This is a genomic window from Janthinobacterium sp. NKUCC08_JDC (assembly GCF_019345575.1).
In the GTDB taxonomy this organism is placed as follows: Bacteria; Pseudomonadota; Gammaproteobacteria; order Burkholderiales; family Burkholderiaceae_D; genus Janthinobacterium; species Janthinobacterium aestuarii.
In genome coordinates this window covers 112,400-126,518 of record NZ_JAHKQW010000009.1, presented here as the reverse complement: position 1 = coordinate 126,518, position 14,119 = coordinate 112,400, and the positions used below count along the sequence as shown (strand labels likewise).

The 14,119-nt window shown below is 66.1% G+C and carries 9 protein-coding genes; 1 reads left to right on the top strand and 8 read right to left on the bottom strand.

Annotation, left to right across the window (positions count from 1 at the left end; translation table 11 throughout):
- Positions 1–18: 18 nt before the first annotated feature.
- The 7 genes from KO538_RS20125 to KO538_RS20095 form a co-directional block, all read right to left on the bottom strand.
- A complete protein-coding gene (locus KO538_RS20125; protein ID WP_257620465.1) occupies positions 19–1,710 on the bottom strand; it encodes an ATP-binding protein in 1,692 nt (563 codons plus the stop codon).
- 121 nt (positions 1,711–1,831) lie between these two features.
- Complete coding sequence (locus KO538_RS20120; RefSeq protein ID WP_219329440.1) at positions 1,832–3,361, bottom strand: response regulator; 1,530 nt, start codon at positions 3,359–3,361, stop codon at positions 1,832–1,834.
- On the bottom strand, positions 3,358–3,720 hold the full coding sequence (locus KO538_RS20115) for an Hpt domain-containing protein (RefSeq protein ID WP_219329439.1): 363 nt from the start codon (positions 3,718–3,720) through the stop codon (positions 3,358–3,360). Before KO538_RS20115 ends, KO538_RS20120 begins: the two co-directional genes overlap by 4 nt.
- A gap of 34 nt (positions 3,721–3,754) precedes the next feature.
- Complete coding sequence (locus KO538_RS20110) at positions 3,755–4,381, bottom strand: response regulator (RefSeq protein ID WP_070306043.1); 627 nt, start codon at positions 4,379–4,381, stop codon at positions 3,755–3,757.
- A gap of 73 nt (positions 4,382–4,454) precedes the next feature.
- Positions 4,455–5,369: an HDOD domain-containing protein gene (locus tag KO538_RS20105; protein ID WP_219329438.1), complete on the bottom strand. Its 915-nt coding sequence runs from the start codon at positions 5,367–5,369 to the stop codon at positions 4,455–4,457.
- Positions 5,366–6,010 (bottom strand): hypothetical protein, encoded by a 645-nt coding sequence (locus KO538_RS20100; protein ID WP_219329437.1) that lies wholly within the window; start codon positions 6,008–6,010, stop codon positions 5,366–5,368. The genes KO538_RS20105 and KO538_RS20100 overlap by 4 nt, the downstream gene beginning before the upstream one ends.
- Positions 6,011–6,059: 49 nt before the next feature.
- Positions 6,060–7,739: a methyl-accepting chemotaxis protein gene (locus KO538_RS20095; RefSeq protein ID WP_219329436.1), complete on the bottom strand. Its 1,680-nt coding sequence runs from the start codon at positions 7,737–7,739 to the stop codon at positions 6,060–6,062.
- A gap of 310 nt (positions 7,740–8,049) precedes the next feature.
- On the opposite strand from KO538_RS20095, the gene KO538_RS20090 reads away from it, so the two are divergent.
- Entirely contained in the window at positions 8,050–10,491 is a 2,442-nt protein-coding gene (locus KO538_RS20090) for a membrane-bound PQQ-dependent dehydrogenase, glucose/quinate/shikimate family (RefSeq protein WP_219329435.1), read from the top strand.
- 82 nt (positions 10,492–10,573) lie between these two features.
- On the opposite strand, the gene KO538_RS20085 is transcribed toward KO538_RS20090, so the two are convergent.
- The gene (locus KO538_RS20085) at positions 10,574–14,038 is read right to left on the bottom strand and encodes a DUF748 domain-containing protein (RefSeq protein ID WP_374106867.1); all 3,465 of its coding nucleotides are present in this window, start codon (positions 14,036–14,038) and stop codon (positions 10,574–10,576) included.
- Positions 14,039–14,119: the final 81 nt, after the last annotated feature.

Genomic DNA, 14,119 nt, shown 5'->3' with positions numbered 1-14,119 from the left:
TGCGCACAACTGGCGCAACTATGCATGTGATAGTGTGGTCAATTTGCCGCCCAGCGGCAGCCGCAGGCGGAAGACGGCGCCCTGGCCCGGCGCGGATGCGACGCCGATGCTGCCGCCCATCAGCGCGACGAGCTGGCGCGCGATGGCCAGGCCCATGCCGGCGCCGTCATGGGCGCGGCTCGGCGAGTCGTCGGCCTGCGAGAATTTGTCGAAGATGAGGCCCTGCTGCGCCTGCGCGATGCCGATGCCCGTATCGCGCACCTCGATCTGCAGGTCCGCGCCGCTGTGCGTGACGTGCACGTCGACCCGCCCGGCGGCCGTATAGCGGATGGCGTTATCGAGCAGGATGTCGAGCACGCGCACGAGGCGGGTGCGGTCGCAATCGATGCTGGACGGCGTGGCGGGCGCCACTTGCGCGGCCAGCTGCAAGCCCTTGTGCGCCGCGCGCGGCCGGTGCGGCGCCAGCGCCAGTTCCAGCAACTGGTCCAATGGCGCGGCGGCGGACTCCAGCCGGACTTGGTCGTGCTCGAGCGCGCTCAATTCCATCGCCGCCTCGACCATGGACAGCAACTGGCGGCCGCTGTCCTGTATCGTTTGTGCATAGGCGGCCTGTTCCGGCTCGCGCAGCTGCTCTTGCAGCAGCTCGGAGAAGCCGAGGATGCCGTTGAGGGGCGTGCGCAATTCATGCGACATGTTCGACAGGAAGCGCGACTTGGCTTCGCTGGCGGCGATGGCCCTGGCGCGGCTGTCGACCAGGCGGCCGATCAGCAGCACCAGCGCGGCCCACGACAGCACGATCAGCAAGCTCGTGACGGCCGCCATCAGCAAGGCCTGGTTGCGGCGCGAGACGTAGTCGGCCAATACCGTGTCGCGGTCCAGCCCGACCAGCATGTACAGCGGGTAGCCGGCCAGTTTTTCGAATGCGTAAAAGCGCACGATGCCGTCGACGGGGCTGCGTTCGGTGAAGCCGCCCCGCGTTTTACCTTGCATCAAGGAAAATACCTTGCTGGCGCCGATATCCTGGCCGATGGTGTCGGCGGCGCCGACCCGGCGCGCGCGCACCACGCCGTCGCTGCCGACAAGCTCGGTGGAGCTGTTGTCGCCGAGGTCGACTTCGTCGTACAGGCGGGTAAAGTAATACGGATCCATCGAGACCACCACCACGCCCTTGAACCGGCCATCGGCATGGTTGATGCGGCGCGTCAGCTGGATCGACCATTTTTGCGATACGCGGCCCAGCACGGGCTTGCTGATATACAGTTCGCCGCTATCGCGCTGCATGTGTACGCGGATGTGCTCGCGGTCGGCCAGGTTGGTCGGCTGGAAGGGGCGGCTTGACAGCACCATGTCGCCTTGTTCGTCGACGATGGTAAACAGGTTGTACAGGGGGCCGGGCCTGAGGCCTTGCCGCAGGTCCGTCACGATGTCGAGGCCGCTACCCAGCACCTGGTAGCGGCTGCGCAAATACGTGGCCGCCTGGTCCGCCGCCTCGATCGTGCGGATCGCATGCTCGTCGAAGACGCGCGCCATGCTGCGCGCATCGCGTCCGGCGCCGGCGATGGCACTGTCGTAGGCGTGCCGCAGTTGCAGCACGGTGATGCTCCACAGCCCCGCCAGCAGCACGGCCATGAAGAGCGACAGCAGGGTGCGCGCATCCCAGCGCTCCCAACGCTGCCAGGTCATGGCCTTCCGGTATCTGTGCTGTTGCATGCTGCCTCCGCGAGGGTTTTCATTCTGTGCGTGATTTATCAATTATAGTGAATATAATTGAATTTATCGAATAAAATGATTTTTATGCGGGAAGTGTTGTATTGAGCGCTGGCCCTGGCGGCTAGCGCGTCGCCGCCTGGCGCGTCAGCCAGCGCTCGACCATGTCGCGCAACTGGGCGGCCGTAAACGGCTTGGACAGGTAGTCGTCCATGCCGGCCGCCACGCAGCGCTGCCGGTCGTCCTCGGTGACACCGGCCGTGAGGGCGATGACGGGCAGGCGCGGCGCGCCGCTGGCCGCTTCGCGGACGCGCAGGGCCTCGCACGCCTGGTAGCCGTCCATGACGGGCATCATGCAATCCATCAGCACCAGGTCGTACTGCCGTTCGGCCAGCGCCTGCAGGCCCAGCGCGCCGTTCTCCGCCGTGTCGATGCTGTAGCCGCGGGATCCCAGCTGCAGGCACACGAGCTGGCGGTTCAGCGCCGTGTCCTCGACCAGCAGGATGCGCGCGCCCGGTTCCGGGGCGGATTCCGGCGCTGGTGCAGGCGCGGGCGCGGGTGTGGATTCGGATGGCGCTGCTGTCTCCGGCTCCGGCGATGTGGCGGCCGGCGTCCGCGGCGCCAGCGCCACGGGCAGAGCCGCCTCGTGTTCCTGGCGCCGCAGCAGGGACATGATCAGCGCGATGGCCCCGGCCAGCACGAGCAGGCTGACGACGGCCGCGCCGCCCATGGTGCGCAGCATGCGCCGCCAGCCCGCCAGGTAGACCTCGTCCGTCACGGTGACGTTGACGGCCAGCGGATAGTCGCGCACCAGCCGTATGCCGGCCAGGCGCTTGACCGGGCGGCCCTGCTCGGCTGCGCGCGGCGAGTCCACCTGCAGCACGCCGTCGGTCTTGCCCTGTTCCAGCAGGCGGTAGGTGCTGCCCGTCAGGTTGCGTTTGCCCATCATGGCGGGCACGGCCGGCCAGCGGGCCAGCAGCGTGTAGTCGCTGCGGTACAGGGAAAAGGCCGTGTGTTCGCCGATGCTGGTGCTCTGGAAGAATTTGCTGAAGAAATCGCACGACAGGCCGACCAGCACCACGCCCAGGAAACGGCCGTCCGGCCCGCTGATGCGCCGGCTGATATAGAAGGTCCAGGCGCCATTGCCCTTGTTTTGCACGGGCGCGCTCACATGCATGCCGCCGTGCGGGTGGCGCCGGTGATATTCGAAGTAGTCGCGCTCGTCGAGGTGGATGGACGGCGCGGGAAAGGCGCGGCTGAAGGCCAGCACGCTGGCATCGCTGCCGACGATGGATACCACGTCCACTTGCGGCACGCCGCCGATCTTGTGCCGCAGCATCTGGTGCATGGCCGGGGTGCCGACGGCGGCGGCCAGCGCCTGCGCGTCCGCAGGGGCGGCGGCCTCGATCTCGCTGCTGACGCTGTCGAGCACCAGGCTGGCCGCCGTCATGCTCTGCGCCGTGTTTTCCGCCAGCAGCAGCGACAGGTTGGACAGGTCCTGTTTCCAGTCATCGACGGCTTCGCGGTGCAGCACCACGCCGGAGACGACGATGCGCAGCGCCAGCAGGCCCACCAGTACCAGGCCCACGATGGCCGCCGTGGTGCGCGGCCGATAGTGGTGCACCAGGCGCAGGACGGCCTGGCGCGCGTTCATGCCTGCGCGCCCGTGTATTCGCGCATGCTGCGGCGTACTTCCTGCTCCACTGCGCCGATCAGCGCCGCCGTTTCGGCCAGCCAGTCCGGTGCCGCCACGCCCTGATGGCGCACCAGCTGCTCGAGTGCCGCCAGGCGCGCCACGAGGGCGCCGGCGCCCAGCAGGGCCACGGTGCCGCGCAAGGTATGGCAGCTATGCACGATGGCTTGCGCCGCACCGCCGCGCACGGCCTGCTCGACGCGCGCAAACATGGCCGGCGACGTGTCGAGGTAGGTCTGCGACAGGGCGCGGAACATCTCCAGGTCGTGGCCGGTGGCGTGGAACAGCACGGCAGGATCGATGTGGCGATAGACTGGCATGGCGGCTCCGTGGCGAGGGGAAATCGGTGGCGGGTCAGGCGGCCAGGCTGTTGCGCCGCGCATGGCCGGCGCAGCAGGCGCGCAGATAGCCGCGCAGCTCGTCGTAATTGACGGGCTTGGCAAAGAACACCACGCCGGGCGGCACGCCGCCCCGTTCTTGCAGCTCTTCCTGCGTCAGGCTCGACAGCATGGCGATGTGCATGTCCGCCAGCAGCGGGTCGGCCAGGATGGTGCGGATCACTTCGTAGCCGTCGATGCCTTCCATGACGATGTCGGCCAGCAGGATGTCGGGCTGGTCGCGGGCGATTTCCATCAGCGCCTGATAGCCGTTCTCGCAAAAGCGCAAGTCCGCCTGCAAGCCCCATGAACCGATCTGCTTTTCATACAGCGCGCGCTCGATCGGATTGTCTTCGATCACCAGGATGGACGGCGGGCGGCCCGATGGGGCGGGGCGGCTGGCCCGCGCCGCGCGCTGGTCCTGTCCCGGCTGGCCGGGATTGCCCTTGTAGGCTTCGACGGCCGCGAGGGGAATGCGCCGGTGGCCGCCCTTGGTCTTCCACGCTTCGATCACGCCGGCCTCGACCAGTTGCTGCACTGAGGTGACCGAGATGCCGAGGATTTCGGCGGCCTTTTGGGTGGTGCAGACGTCTGCAGTGTGCATAATGGGCTTTATGGTCGCGATGAAGTTGATGGGAATGATACGCAATCGGGCTCAAAAAATCAATTTCAACGAATTAGATGAATTCACTAAAAACCTGGCGTGCGGCTGGCCGGACCCGCGTGCGCGTACGGCAGGGGGCGACATGGCTGTGCGGTTCCAGGATATCGCGCCATTCGCTCCACTCCGCATTGCTGTGGCGTAGCAGGGTTTCCATGTGGCCTGCGTCCAGGCCCAGTACCCGCGCCGTGGCCAGGGCGGACTCGCGCGGCCCCGCGCCGTTGCGCAGTATCAGGTCGGCGAAGCTGCTGGCCAGCTTCAGCAGCTTCGCCAGGTCCGTCATGCGCCCGGCCCGTCCGAAGCCGGGCGGCGCGGCATGGCAGAGCACGGCGTCGCACAGGATGTCCGCCATGGCCCAGTCCCGCATGAGGATGGCCGACAGGGCCAGTTGGTGGTGGCCGAAGCGCTGCGATTCTTCGCCCAGCAGCCGGGCCGTGACGCCATTGCCGTACTGGCCCAGCAGTTCTCCATATTCCTGCGGATGCACGGTGGCCAGGGCCAGCTGGCCGCAGTTGGCCAGCAAGCCGCAACTGTACAGCTCATCGGCCGGCGCCAGCTGCAGCGCGTCACCGGCCACACGGGCGGCGCACGCCATGGCCAGCGAGTGCGACCAGTAGCGCTGCGCGTCGAAGTGCGCGCACGTGGGCGCTGGCGGGGCCGGAGTGGCGCACGCCTGGCGCAGGGCGGGCAGGCCGATGGCCGCCAGCATCGCGGCGCTGACGGCCGCATGCCTGCGCCCGCCCGGCGGCACGCCCGCATTCGCCAGGCCGATGAGCTTGCCGGTCATGGCCGGATCGCAGCCCAGCTGTTCCGCCAGTTCATCGAGCGCCACCTGCTGCTGGCACAAGGTGGCCAGCCAGTGGCGCCGCCAGGCGGGAGAAGGCAGGATGGCGCCGCCGGGCAGGCACGCCAGGTCGATGTGCGCGCTCATGGCCGGCTTCCTACGCCGTTGCAGTCATCGGCCTGCGCCGTGCCCGCCGTCTGCAGGGCCGTGACGGCTTGCGACAGCGCATCAAGCGCCATCAGCAGTTCCGCATGCAGGCGGTGCAGGGCGCCGATATCGTTGGAAAAGCCCGCATGCACGGCCTGGCGCGACAGCGCCTGCAATGGGAGCAGGCCCATGGACTGGCTGCCGTCGAGAATTTCCTGTGCCAGCACTCTTGCCGGGGCGGCCCGCTCGCAGCGCAGCGCATGGGCGATGCCGGCGAGGCGGTCGCGCGTCTCGGCCACGAACAGGGCCAGGATCTCGCCCTGCAGGCGCCGGTCGTGGCCGAACATGGCGTCCAGGCGGGCCGCGTCGAATGGCGGCGTGTCCGGTGTCTTGGGCGCTGTCGACGGTGGTGCGCTGTCAGCCGCCTTGGCCGGCGGGACCGCTTTGCGCATTTGCAGCAGCGCATGCAGATCGGCCGGTGCCGCGCCGGCGGCCTGTGTGCGGTCGGCCTGCTGCCAGCGGGTGCGGCGCCAGAGCAGCGCGGCCAGCAGCAACAGCAGGCCTGCCAGCGCCAGCGCCGGGCGCATCAGCGAGAGGTCTTCGCAGCGAAGGAAGGGGTGAATGGCGAGAAAGGAGTTCATGGCAGTGCTCCAGTGCGTTCTATGCGAGTGATCCTGTGTGATGGCGGACCTAAAATACGTCCCAGTCGCCCGAATCGGCGGCGGCCGGCGCCGCTTTCCTGGCTTGCCCTGCCGGGCGCGTGGCGACCAGCTTGAGCGTCGCCTTGTGCGGCGCGGGCCGCGGCGCGGCAGGCGCGCGCGGCGCCCCGCCGGCCTGTCCCTGCGCCAGCTTGAAGGCGCCCACCACGCCGGCCAGCCTGGCTGCCTGCTCCTGCAGCGATTGCGATGCCGCCGCCGCTTCTTCGACCAGGGCCGCGTTCTGCTGCGTGACTTCATCCATCTGCGTGATGGCGCGGTTGATTTCCTCGATGCCCGTGCTTTGCTCCACGCTGGCGGCCGAGATTTCGCTGACGATGTCGGTAACGCCGCGTACCGTGTCGACCACTTCCGTCATGGCCGCGCCGGCCTGCTGGACCAGCTTGCCGCCTTGGCCCACCTGTTCCACGGAGTCGCTGATGAGTACCTTGATTTCCTTGGCGGCCGCGGCCGAACGGTGCGCCAGGTTGCGCACTTCGGTGGCCACGACGGCAAAGCCGCGTCCCTGTTCCCCGGCGCGCGCCGCTTCCACGGCCGCGTTCAGGGCCAGGATATTGGTCTGGAAGGCGATGCCGTCGATGACGCCGATGATGTCGGCGATCTTGTTCGACGCGCTGTCGATCGCTTCCATCGTGCGTATCACGTCGCCCATCACTTGCCCGCCCCGTTGCGCCTTGTCCGAGGCGCCGATGGCCATTTGCTGGGCCTGGCGGGCATTGTCCGCGTTTTGCCGCACGGTGGCCGTCAGTTCTTCCATGGCCGAGGCGGTTTCTTCCAGGGAGCCCGCCTGCTGTTCCGTCCGCGCCGACAGGTCCAGGTTGCCGGACGCGATCTCGCCCGAGGCCGTGCCGATGCTGTCCGTGCCGGAGCGCACTTCGGCCACGATGCGCACCAGGCTCGCGCTCATGTCCGCCATGGCCTGCATCAGCTGGCCCACCTCGTCGTTCGAGGTGGCGCGGACCTGCACGCTGAGGTCGCCGTCCGCGATGGTGCGGGCCACGCCGATGGCGTCGGCCAGCGAGGCGGCGATGCGCCGCGCCAGCAGCAGGCCCATGCTGGCTACGAGCGCCGTCACGGCCAGGGCCAGGCCGATGGCAATCCAGCGCGCGCTGGCAGCGGCGGCGGCGCCATCGGCCGCACCTTTGGCCGCCAGGTTTGCGTTGTAGCGGTGGTGGGCGGCGAGGGCGTCGACCAGTTCCTTGATGATGGGCTGGTTTTGCACCAGCAAGTCGCGCGCCGCGTCCAGTTCACCGGCCTTCGACAGCGCCAGCACCTTGTCGCGCACTTCATCGTAGCGCAGCAGCACGGCGCGGTCGGCGGCCAGCAGCGCGCGGTCCTGTTCATCGGTGATATCTTCTTTTTCATACTGGTCGAGCGCCTTACCGACGGCCGCGCGCGCTTCCCCGATGCCCGCTTCCAGCTTGGCGCGTCCGGTCGCATCCTTGCTGGCCATGTGCTGCCAGACGGCCGTGCGCATCTGCGCGAACGGCACAAAAGCCTCGTTCAAGGTGAGCAGACTGGGTACCGTGTTGACAGTGGCATAGCTGGCCGCCGTGTACACGCGGTCCATCTGGTAGATGCCAAAGCCCGCCAGGGCGGCCAGCCCGAGGACGACGGAGAGGATCAAGGCGTACAGCCGTTTAGCGATGGTCATGATGGGCGCCGCTCCAATGAAGTGAAATTCAAGAAAAATGTTTGGCTTGGGTGGTTTTTCCATTTTACGATAAAAATTCGTTTTATTCGAGAAATTTGTTGTTGAATTAATTTATTCAATGATTTTCATTGAAAACATATGCTTATAGCGGGCTGGACGGTAAGGCCGTGTATAAAAAGCCACACGGCGTGTACCTGGCCTTCTGGCGTGTGGCACGCTTTGCCGATTAGTGAAAAAATGGAATTCCTTGATTGCCATCAAATACGGTGCGCAGGCGCGTGCCGCCGACTGACTCTTGTAAAGGAGCATCATGACTGCCTCTGCCCGGCCTGGACCCTTGCTTGTCATCACCGCAGTCATCTTCATCTTGCTGGGCCTGGCACTTGCCGGCGGCGGCGCCTGGCTCGTCAGCCTGGGCGGTTCCTGGTATTACGTCGTGGCCGGCATCGGCATGCTCGTCGCGGGCGCACTCGTGTGGAAGGGGCGGCGCAGCGCCCAGCTGTTTCTCGCGCTGCTGTTGTTCGCCACCCTGATCTGGTCCGTGATCGAAGTGAAGTTCGACTGGTGGCAACTGCTGCCGCGCCTAGATATCTGGTTCGCCGCCGCCGTCTGGCTGCTGCTGCCCTTCGTCGACCGCCGCCTCGATCCGCCATTGACGGCCGGAGCGAAACCGCGCGACGCGGGCAAGAGCGCGCTGGCCGCCGCCGTGGTACTGACGGCCGCCGTGGGCGTGTTCTCGCTATTTCAGGACTACTACACCTTGCATGGCGAAGTGCCGGCCGAGAACATGGCAGCCGCGCCGCAAGGCGATTTCGCGCCCGGCGTGGCGCCCAACGACTGGGCCGCGTATGGCCGTTCCGGCTATGGCGACCGCTATGCGCCGGCCGCGCAGATCACGCCGGCCAACGCGTCGCAGCTGAAACAGGCATGGGTGTACAACACGGGCGACTTCAAGGGTCCGAACGATCCGGGCGAGATTGCCAACGAAGTCACGCCGCTGAAAGTGAACGGCATGCTGTACCTGTGCACGCCGCATAACATCGTCATCGCGCTCGATCCGGACACGGGCAAGGAGATCTGGCGCCACGATCCGAAAATCAACCGCGACGCATCGACCTACCAGCACATGATCTGCCGCGGCGTCGCCTACTGGGACGTCAACGCGGGCCGCGCCAAGGGCGACCCGGCACCGGAGGCGGCCGGCATGGAATGCCCGCGCCGCATCCTCGCGCCCACCATGGATGCGACCCTGATCGCCGTCAACGCCGACACGGGCGTAGCCTGCAAAAGCTTTGGCGAAAACGGGGTGATCGGCCTGTACCACGGCATGGGCATGAAGAAGCGGGGCTTTTTGATGCCGACGTCGCCGCCGGCCGTGGCGCAAAACGTGGTGGTGATGGCCGCCAGCGTCACCGATAACTTTTCCACGGAAGAACCGTCGGGCGTGATCCGCGGCTACGATCCCGTCACTGGCAAGCTGATGTGGAACTGGGATGCCTCGAACCCCGACGACACGGCGCCGATTGCCGACGGCAAGACGTACACCAACAACTCGCCCAATTCCTGGGGCGTGTCCAGCATCGATGAAAAACTGGGCATGGTGTACATCCCGATGGGCAATGAAACGCCGGACACGTGGGGCGGCAACCGCAATCCCCATGGCGAAAAATACAATAGCGCCATCGTCGCGCTGGACCTGGCGACGGGCAAGGTGCGCTGGGTTTACCAGACCGTGCACCACGATATCTGGGACATGGATATCGGCGGCCAGCCCACCCTGGTCGACATCGACACGCCGAAAGGCAAAGTGCCGTCCGTCGTGGCCACGACGAAACGGGGCGACATCTATGTGATCGACCGGCGCGACGGCAGCCTGGTCGTGCCGGCGCCGGAAAAACCGGTGCCGACGAACAACCCGGCTCCCGGCGACCGCCTGTCGCCCACGCAGCCGTTTTCGGCCCTCACTTTCCTGCCCGAGAAAAACATCAGCGAAACAGATATGTGGGGCACGACGCCGTTCGACCAGCTGGCGTGCCGCATCATCTTCCGCCAGCACCGCTACGAAGGGCCGTTCACGCCGCAAACGGTGGCCGAAGGCAAGATCAAGGGGGCCATCATCTCGCCGGGCCCGCTCGGTATCTTCGAGTGGGGCGGGGCGGCCATCGACCCGGGCCGGCAATTGTTGCTGGTGAACCCCGATTACATGGGCTTTCTGGAACGCCTGGTGCCGCGCGCGCAAGCCAATGCGAAGGGCGGCACGGGATCGGAAATGGGTTTGCAGCCGCAGACGGGCGTGCCGTTTGCCGTGGAAATCAAGCCTTTTCTTTCGCCGCTGGGCTTCCCGTGCCAGGCGCCGCCGTGGGGCTATATCGCCGCCGTCGACTTGCGCACCATGAAAAAAGTGTGGATGCACAAGAACGGCACCACGCGCGACAGCGCCCCCGTGCCCATCGCCTTGCCGCTGGGCGTGCCCAGCCTGGGCGGCATCAGCACCACGGGCGGCGGCGTGGCCTTCCTCAGCAGCACGCTCGACTACTACATCCGCGGCTACGACGTGCGCAATGGCAAGACCGTATGGAAAGCCCGCCTGCCTGCCGGCGGCCAGGCCACGCCGATGAGCTATGTCTCCGACAAGACGGGCAAGCAATATGTCGTCGTCATGGCCGGCGGCCATGGTTCGCTCGGCACGAAGATGGGCGATAGCCTGGTGGCGTTTGCGTTGCCGGATGAGGCTGTGGAGAAGAAAAAGTAAAGGGCTTAATGTGCATGCTGCGGGATGCTTGGAGCCCACAGCAAAGAGCCGGGGTCAGACCCGACGGGTCTGACCCCAGATTTTATTGCGCCGCCAATCCCAGTTTCAGTCCCACCAGCTTGCCCGGCGCGGCCTCCGTTTTTTCCGGCGCACCGGCGCTGACCCTGGCCGCAGGCGTGCCGTCCTGCTGCAGGGCGGCCAGAATCGCCGCGCTGCGCTGGGTGCCCAGCTTGCTCAAGGCGTCGGCAGCCAGGGGCTGCTTAGCTTCCAGCTGCTCGCGCAAGCCCTTGTAGAAGGCGCCCGTGTCGGCCACTTGCGGCTCGCCTTCGATCAGCTTGCCCAAGCGTTGGAATACGGGGATTTTTGCCGGAGCCGATGCGTCAGCTGATGCGGCCGCTGTGGCAGGAGCGGCCGATTCCGCCGCCTTTTTCTGCTTGTCCAGCTCGGCCTTCCCGAAGCGTTCGCCGTACAGGTCGCGCAGGGCGCCCCGTATCTTGCGTTCGCCCAAGTTCAACGGTCCCGGTTCTTCGCCCGCTTCCAGCTTGATGCCGGCCTTGGCGGCGACGGCGCGGCGCACGGCCTGGGCGCGCAGGGCGGCCGCGTCCGTGTCGCTGTACTGACCAGGTACGGCCAGCTTCAGCTGTTCGCGCTTGGCGAGGATTTGCGCCACCTGCTTGAGTTTTTCCCGCTCAGGCGGCAGCAGCACGGCGCTACCCGCGTCGAAGTCGATAGCTTCGAGCTTGTCGGCACTGATGCCGAGCAAGTTGCCCAGCGCGCGGAACGGCGCCGTGACGATTTTCGTCAGCACATTACCCACGGCTTTCCAGATCAGGGCGCCATAGCTGAATTGCGGGTCGTTCATGTCGCCCGACACGGGCAAACCGAGGTCGATGCGCCCGTCGCTATCCTTGAGGATGGCCAGCGCCAGTTCCAGCGGCAGCTTCAAGGCGTCCGGGCTGTCGATGCGTTCGCCCAGGGTCAGCTTGTCGAGCACGATCTGGTTGGTACCGTCGAGCTGGCGGTTGCGCACCTTGTATTGCAAGTCCAGCGAAATCTTGCCTTCTGCCACCTTGTAGCCGGCGAACTTCATCGTGTACGGCGAGGCGGACACCATGTCGACATTCTTGAAGACGACGTTCAAGTCCGTGTTGTCGGTCGGGGCGAACGGATTTAATTGGCCGCGCACGCGGGCCAGGCCGAATTCGTCGATGCGGCCATCGAGTTCGATCTGGCTGCGCGCATCGCGTTTCGTCGACAGGCCCGTGACGACGCCATTGAGTTCATAGATCTTGGCGGCGAACTGGGGCCGCAAGCTGAGGTCGGCAAAGTCCAGCTTGGCGTTTTGCAGGCGCACGCGGCGCACGCGCACGGGGAAGGCGGCGTCGGCCGCCGGCGTGGCGGAGGCCGCAGGAGCGGGGGCCGTGGCCATGGCAGGCTCGGGCGCCTTGACCAGCAAACGCTGGGCATTGAGGCTGCGGTCGTTTTCGATGATCAGCTGGGCGTTCGGTTCGACCACGCGCAGTTCGGGGATGTCGATAAAGTCGGGCCCCACGCTGGCCGTCATCTTGTCGGCGCGCACGCTTTTCCATGAGGCAAAGCGTTTGCCATCCGTTTCATTGAGCACGAGGCCGGCGATATCGACGCCCCCCACATAGCGGACCTTGGGCGCTTTCGGCGCGCCGCCGCCCGTCGTCAGGCGGCCGCTGCCGGAGAGCGACCCGCTTGCCAGTTTCAGTTTGATATGCTGCGCCAGCAATGGTTGTACGGGCGCCAGGGTCAGCTGTTTCAAATTCAGCTGCGCATCGACGGCGCCCGTGCCCGGCACGAACTTGCCATTGGCTGTCAACAGGCCGCCTTCGCGCAGGCCCACGCCCAGCTCGAACGGCAGCGCCTGTTTCATGTCGTTGCTGACGTCTTGCAGCGACAAACGGGCATCTTGCACATTGACCTTGATGCCCGTGCCCGCGTCATCGAAACGGGCGCCGAACTTGCTCAGATCTACCTTGTCTATCTTGGTGGACCAGGGCGCGGATGGCGCGTCCTTGGCAGGGGGGGCCTTGCTGGAGGCAAACACGGGCAGCTTTTGCGCAATCGCAAATTCCCCCTGGCGGTTGCGCGCCAGGTCAATCTGCGCGCCGCTGGCCGTCACGGCGCCCAGGTGCACAGTGTGCGCGGCCAGGTCGATCTTGCCGCCGGTGAAGCCCAGTTGGGCCAGCTTGAACGGCGTTTGCGCGCCCCGTTGCATGGTGAGGTCGGCCAGGCCGAACTGTGCGCCATCGATGACGGTGGCCATGCCCGATGGCCCTTGCTGCAAGCCCAGTTGCAAATTCAGCTGCAGCTGTCTGGCGCTCAGCTGCAAGGCCGGCGAGACGGTTTCATCGATGGCGGACACGTCCACATTGGCCAGCGCCAGCTGTTTCAAGTCTACCTTCCACTTGCCAGGCTTGGCTGGTGCGGCGGGCGTGGCGGCGGCCGATGCTGCTGGTGCGGGATTACCCGGCAGCATCAGGTTTGCCACATCGATCTCGCCCTTGCTGTCGCGGCGCACGGCGACCTTGCCGCCAACCAGGTTGACCTTGTCGACCGTAACGCTCTGGCGCGCCAGGTCCACGTTCACGCCGGCGATACCCAAAGTGTTCAGCGACGTAAAGGCGTCGCTCTTGCCACTTTGTACCAGCGCCAGGTCGCGCAAGGCGAGGCCGGCGCCTTTGACGGTCGCTTCCAGCTTGCCATCCGCATAGGAAAAAGCGTAGGGCAGGCGCGCCGACAGCTTGCCGCTGGCGACAGTCGCGCGCGTATAGGCTTTCAAATACGCGGCCAGGCCGGGCAGGGAAGCGTCGTTCAGTATCAGTTCGCCCTCGCCACGGATGGGGCTGAGCGAGGCCGTGCCGCGCCAGTGCAGCTTGCCGCCGCGCGCCGCATCGGCACTGAGGCTGTAGCTGCCGTTGGCGTCGGGCAGGGTGGAGATATTATCGAGCGTAAAGTTGATCGGCGTGAAGTTGTCCGCATAGCCGGCCTTCTGGTCTTGCCAGTCGACTTTGCCTTGCTCCAGTGCAAAGTGGGCGATGACGAGGCGCGGCATGCCGCCTTCGCTCTTTTCCGGATGGTTGCGTTGCCAGGTGGCCAGCACTTCGGCCAGGTTGAACTTGCCGTCCGGCGTGATCGTCAGCTGCGCTTGCGGCGCCGTGATGCGGATTTCCGCCAGGCTCCAGGCGCGGCGGACGATGGATTTCCATTCCAGCTGCACGGCCAGGGCGCCGATGGACAGCAGCGGAGCATTGTTTGCGCTGGCCGCTTCCTTGAAAGCGATCTTGTCCGCTTCCAGGCGCAGGGTAAACGGGTTGAAACGCACGTCGGCGATGCTGGCCTGGCGCGCGAGTTCTTTTTCTGCAAATTTGGGTAACTGGTTTTTGATGACGTAGGGTACCAGCCAGAAGCCGGCCGCGCTGTAGGCGGCCAGGGCGCAGCCCGTGCCCAGGGCCCAGCGCTGCCAGCGTTTCCAGCGAAATGTTTTCGTCTGCACGCTTTTGTTGTCGATTGTGTTCACGAACTTACCTTTTAGTATCTTGTTAGGCGGCACGTCTTGCGCGCCGTGACTGTCAGTATGCCTCTTTGCGGCCTCGTCTGC

What these genes read in the sequence shown, in the direction of transcription:
- KO538_RS20125 (WP_257620465.1), bottom strand. Translation starts at nt 1,710, where the DNA reads ATGCAACAGCACAGATACCGGAAGGCCATGACCTGGCAGCGTTGGGAG.
- KO538_RS20120 (WP_219329440.1), bottom strand. Translation starts at nt 3,361, where the DNA reads ATGAACGCGCGCCAGGCCGTCCTGCGCCTGGTGCACCACTATCGGCCG.
- KO538_RS20115 (WP_219329439.1), bottom strand. Translation starts at nt 3,720, where the DNA reads ATGCCAGTCTATCGCCACATCGATCCTGCCGTGCTGTTCCACGCCACC.
- KO538_RS20110 (WP_070306043.1), bottom strand. Translation starts at nt 4,381, where the DNA reads ATGCACACTGCAGACGTCTGCACCACCCAAAAGGCCGCCGAAATCCTC.
- KO538_RS20105 (WP_219329438.1), bottom strand. Translation starts at nt 5,369, where the DNA reads ATGAGCGCGCACATCGACCTGGCGTGCCTGCCCGGCGGCGCCATCCTG.
- KO538_RS20100 (WP_219329437.1), bottom strand. Translation starts at nt 6,010, where the DNA reads ATGAACTCCTTTCTCGCCATTCACCCCTTCCTTCGCTGCGAAGACCTC.
- KO538_RS20095 (WP_219329436.1), bottom strand. Translation starts at nt 7,739, where the DNA reads ATGACCATCGCTAAACGGCTGTACGCCTTGATCCTCTCCGTCGTCCTC.
- KO538_RS20090 (WP_219329435.1), top strand. Translation starts at nt 8,050, where the DNA reads ATGACTGCCTCTGCCCGGCCTGGACCCTTGCTTGTCATCACCGCAGTC.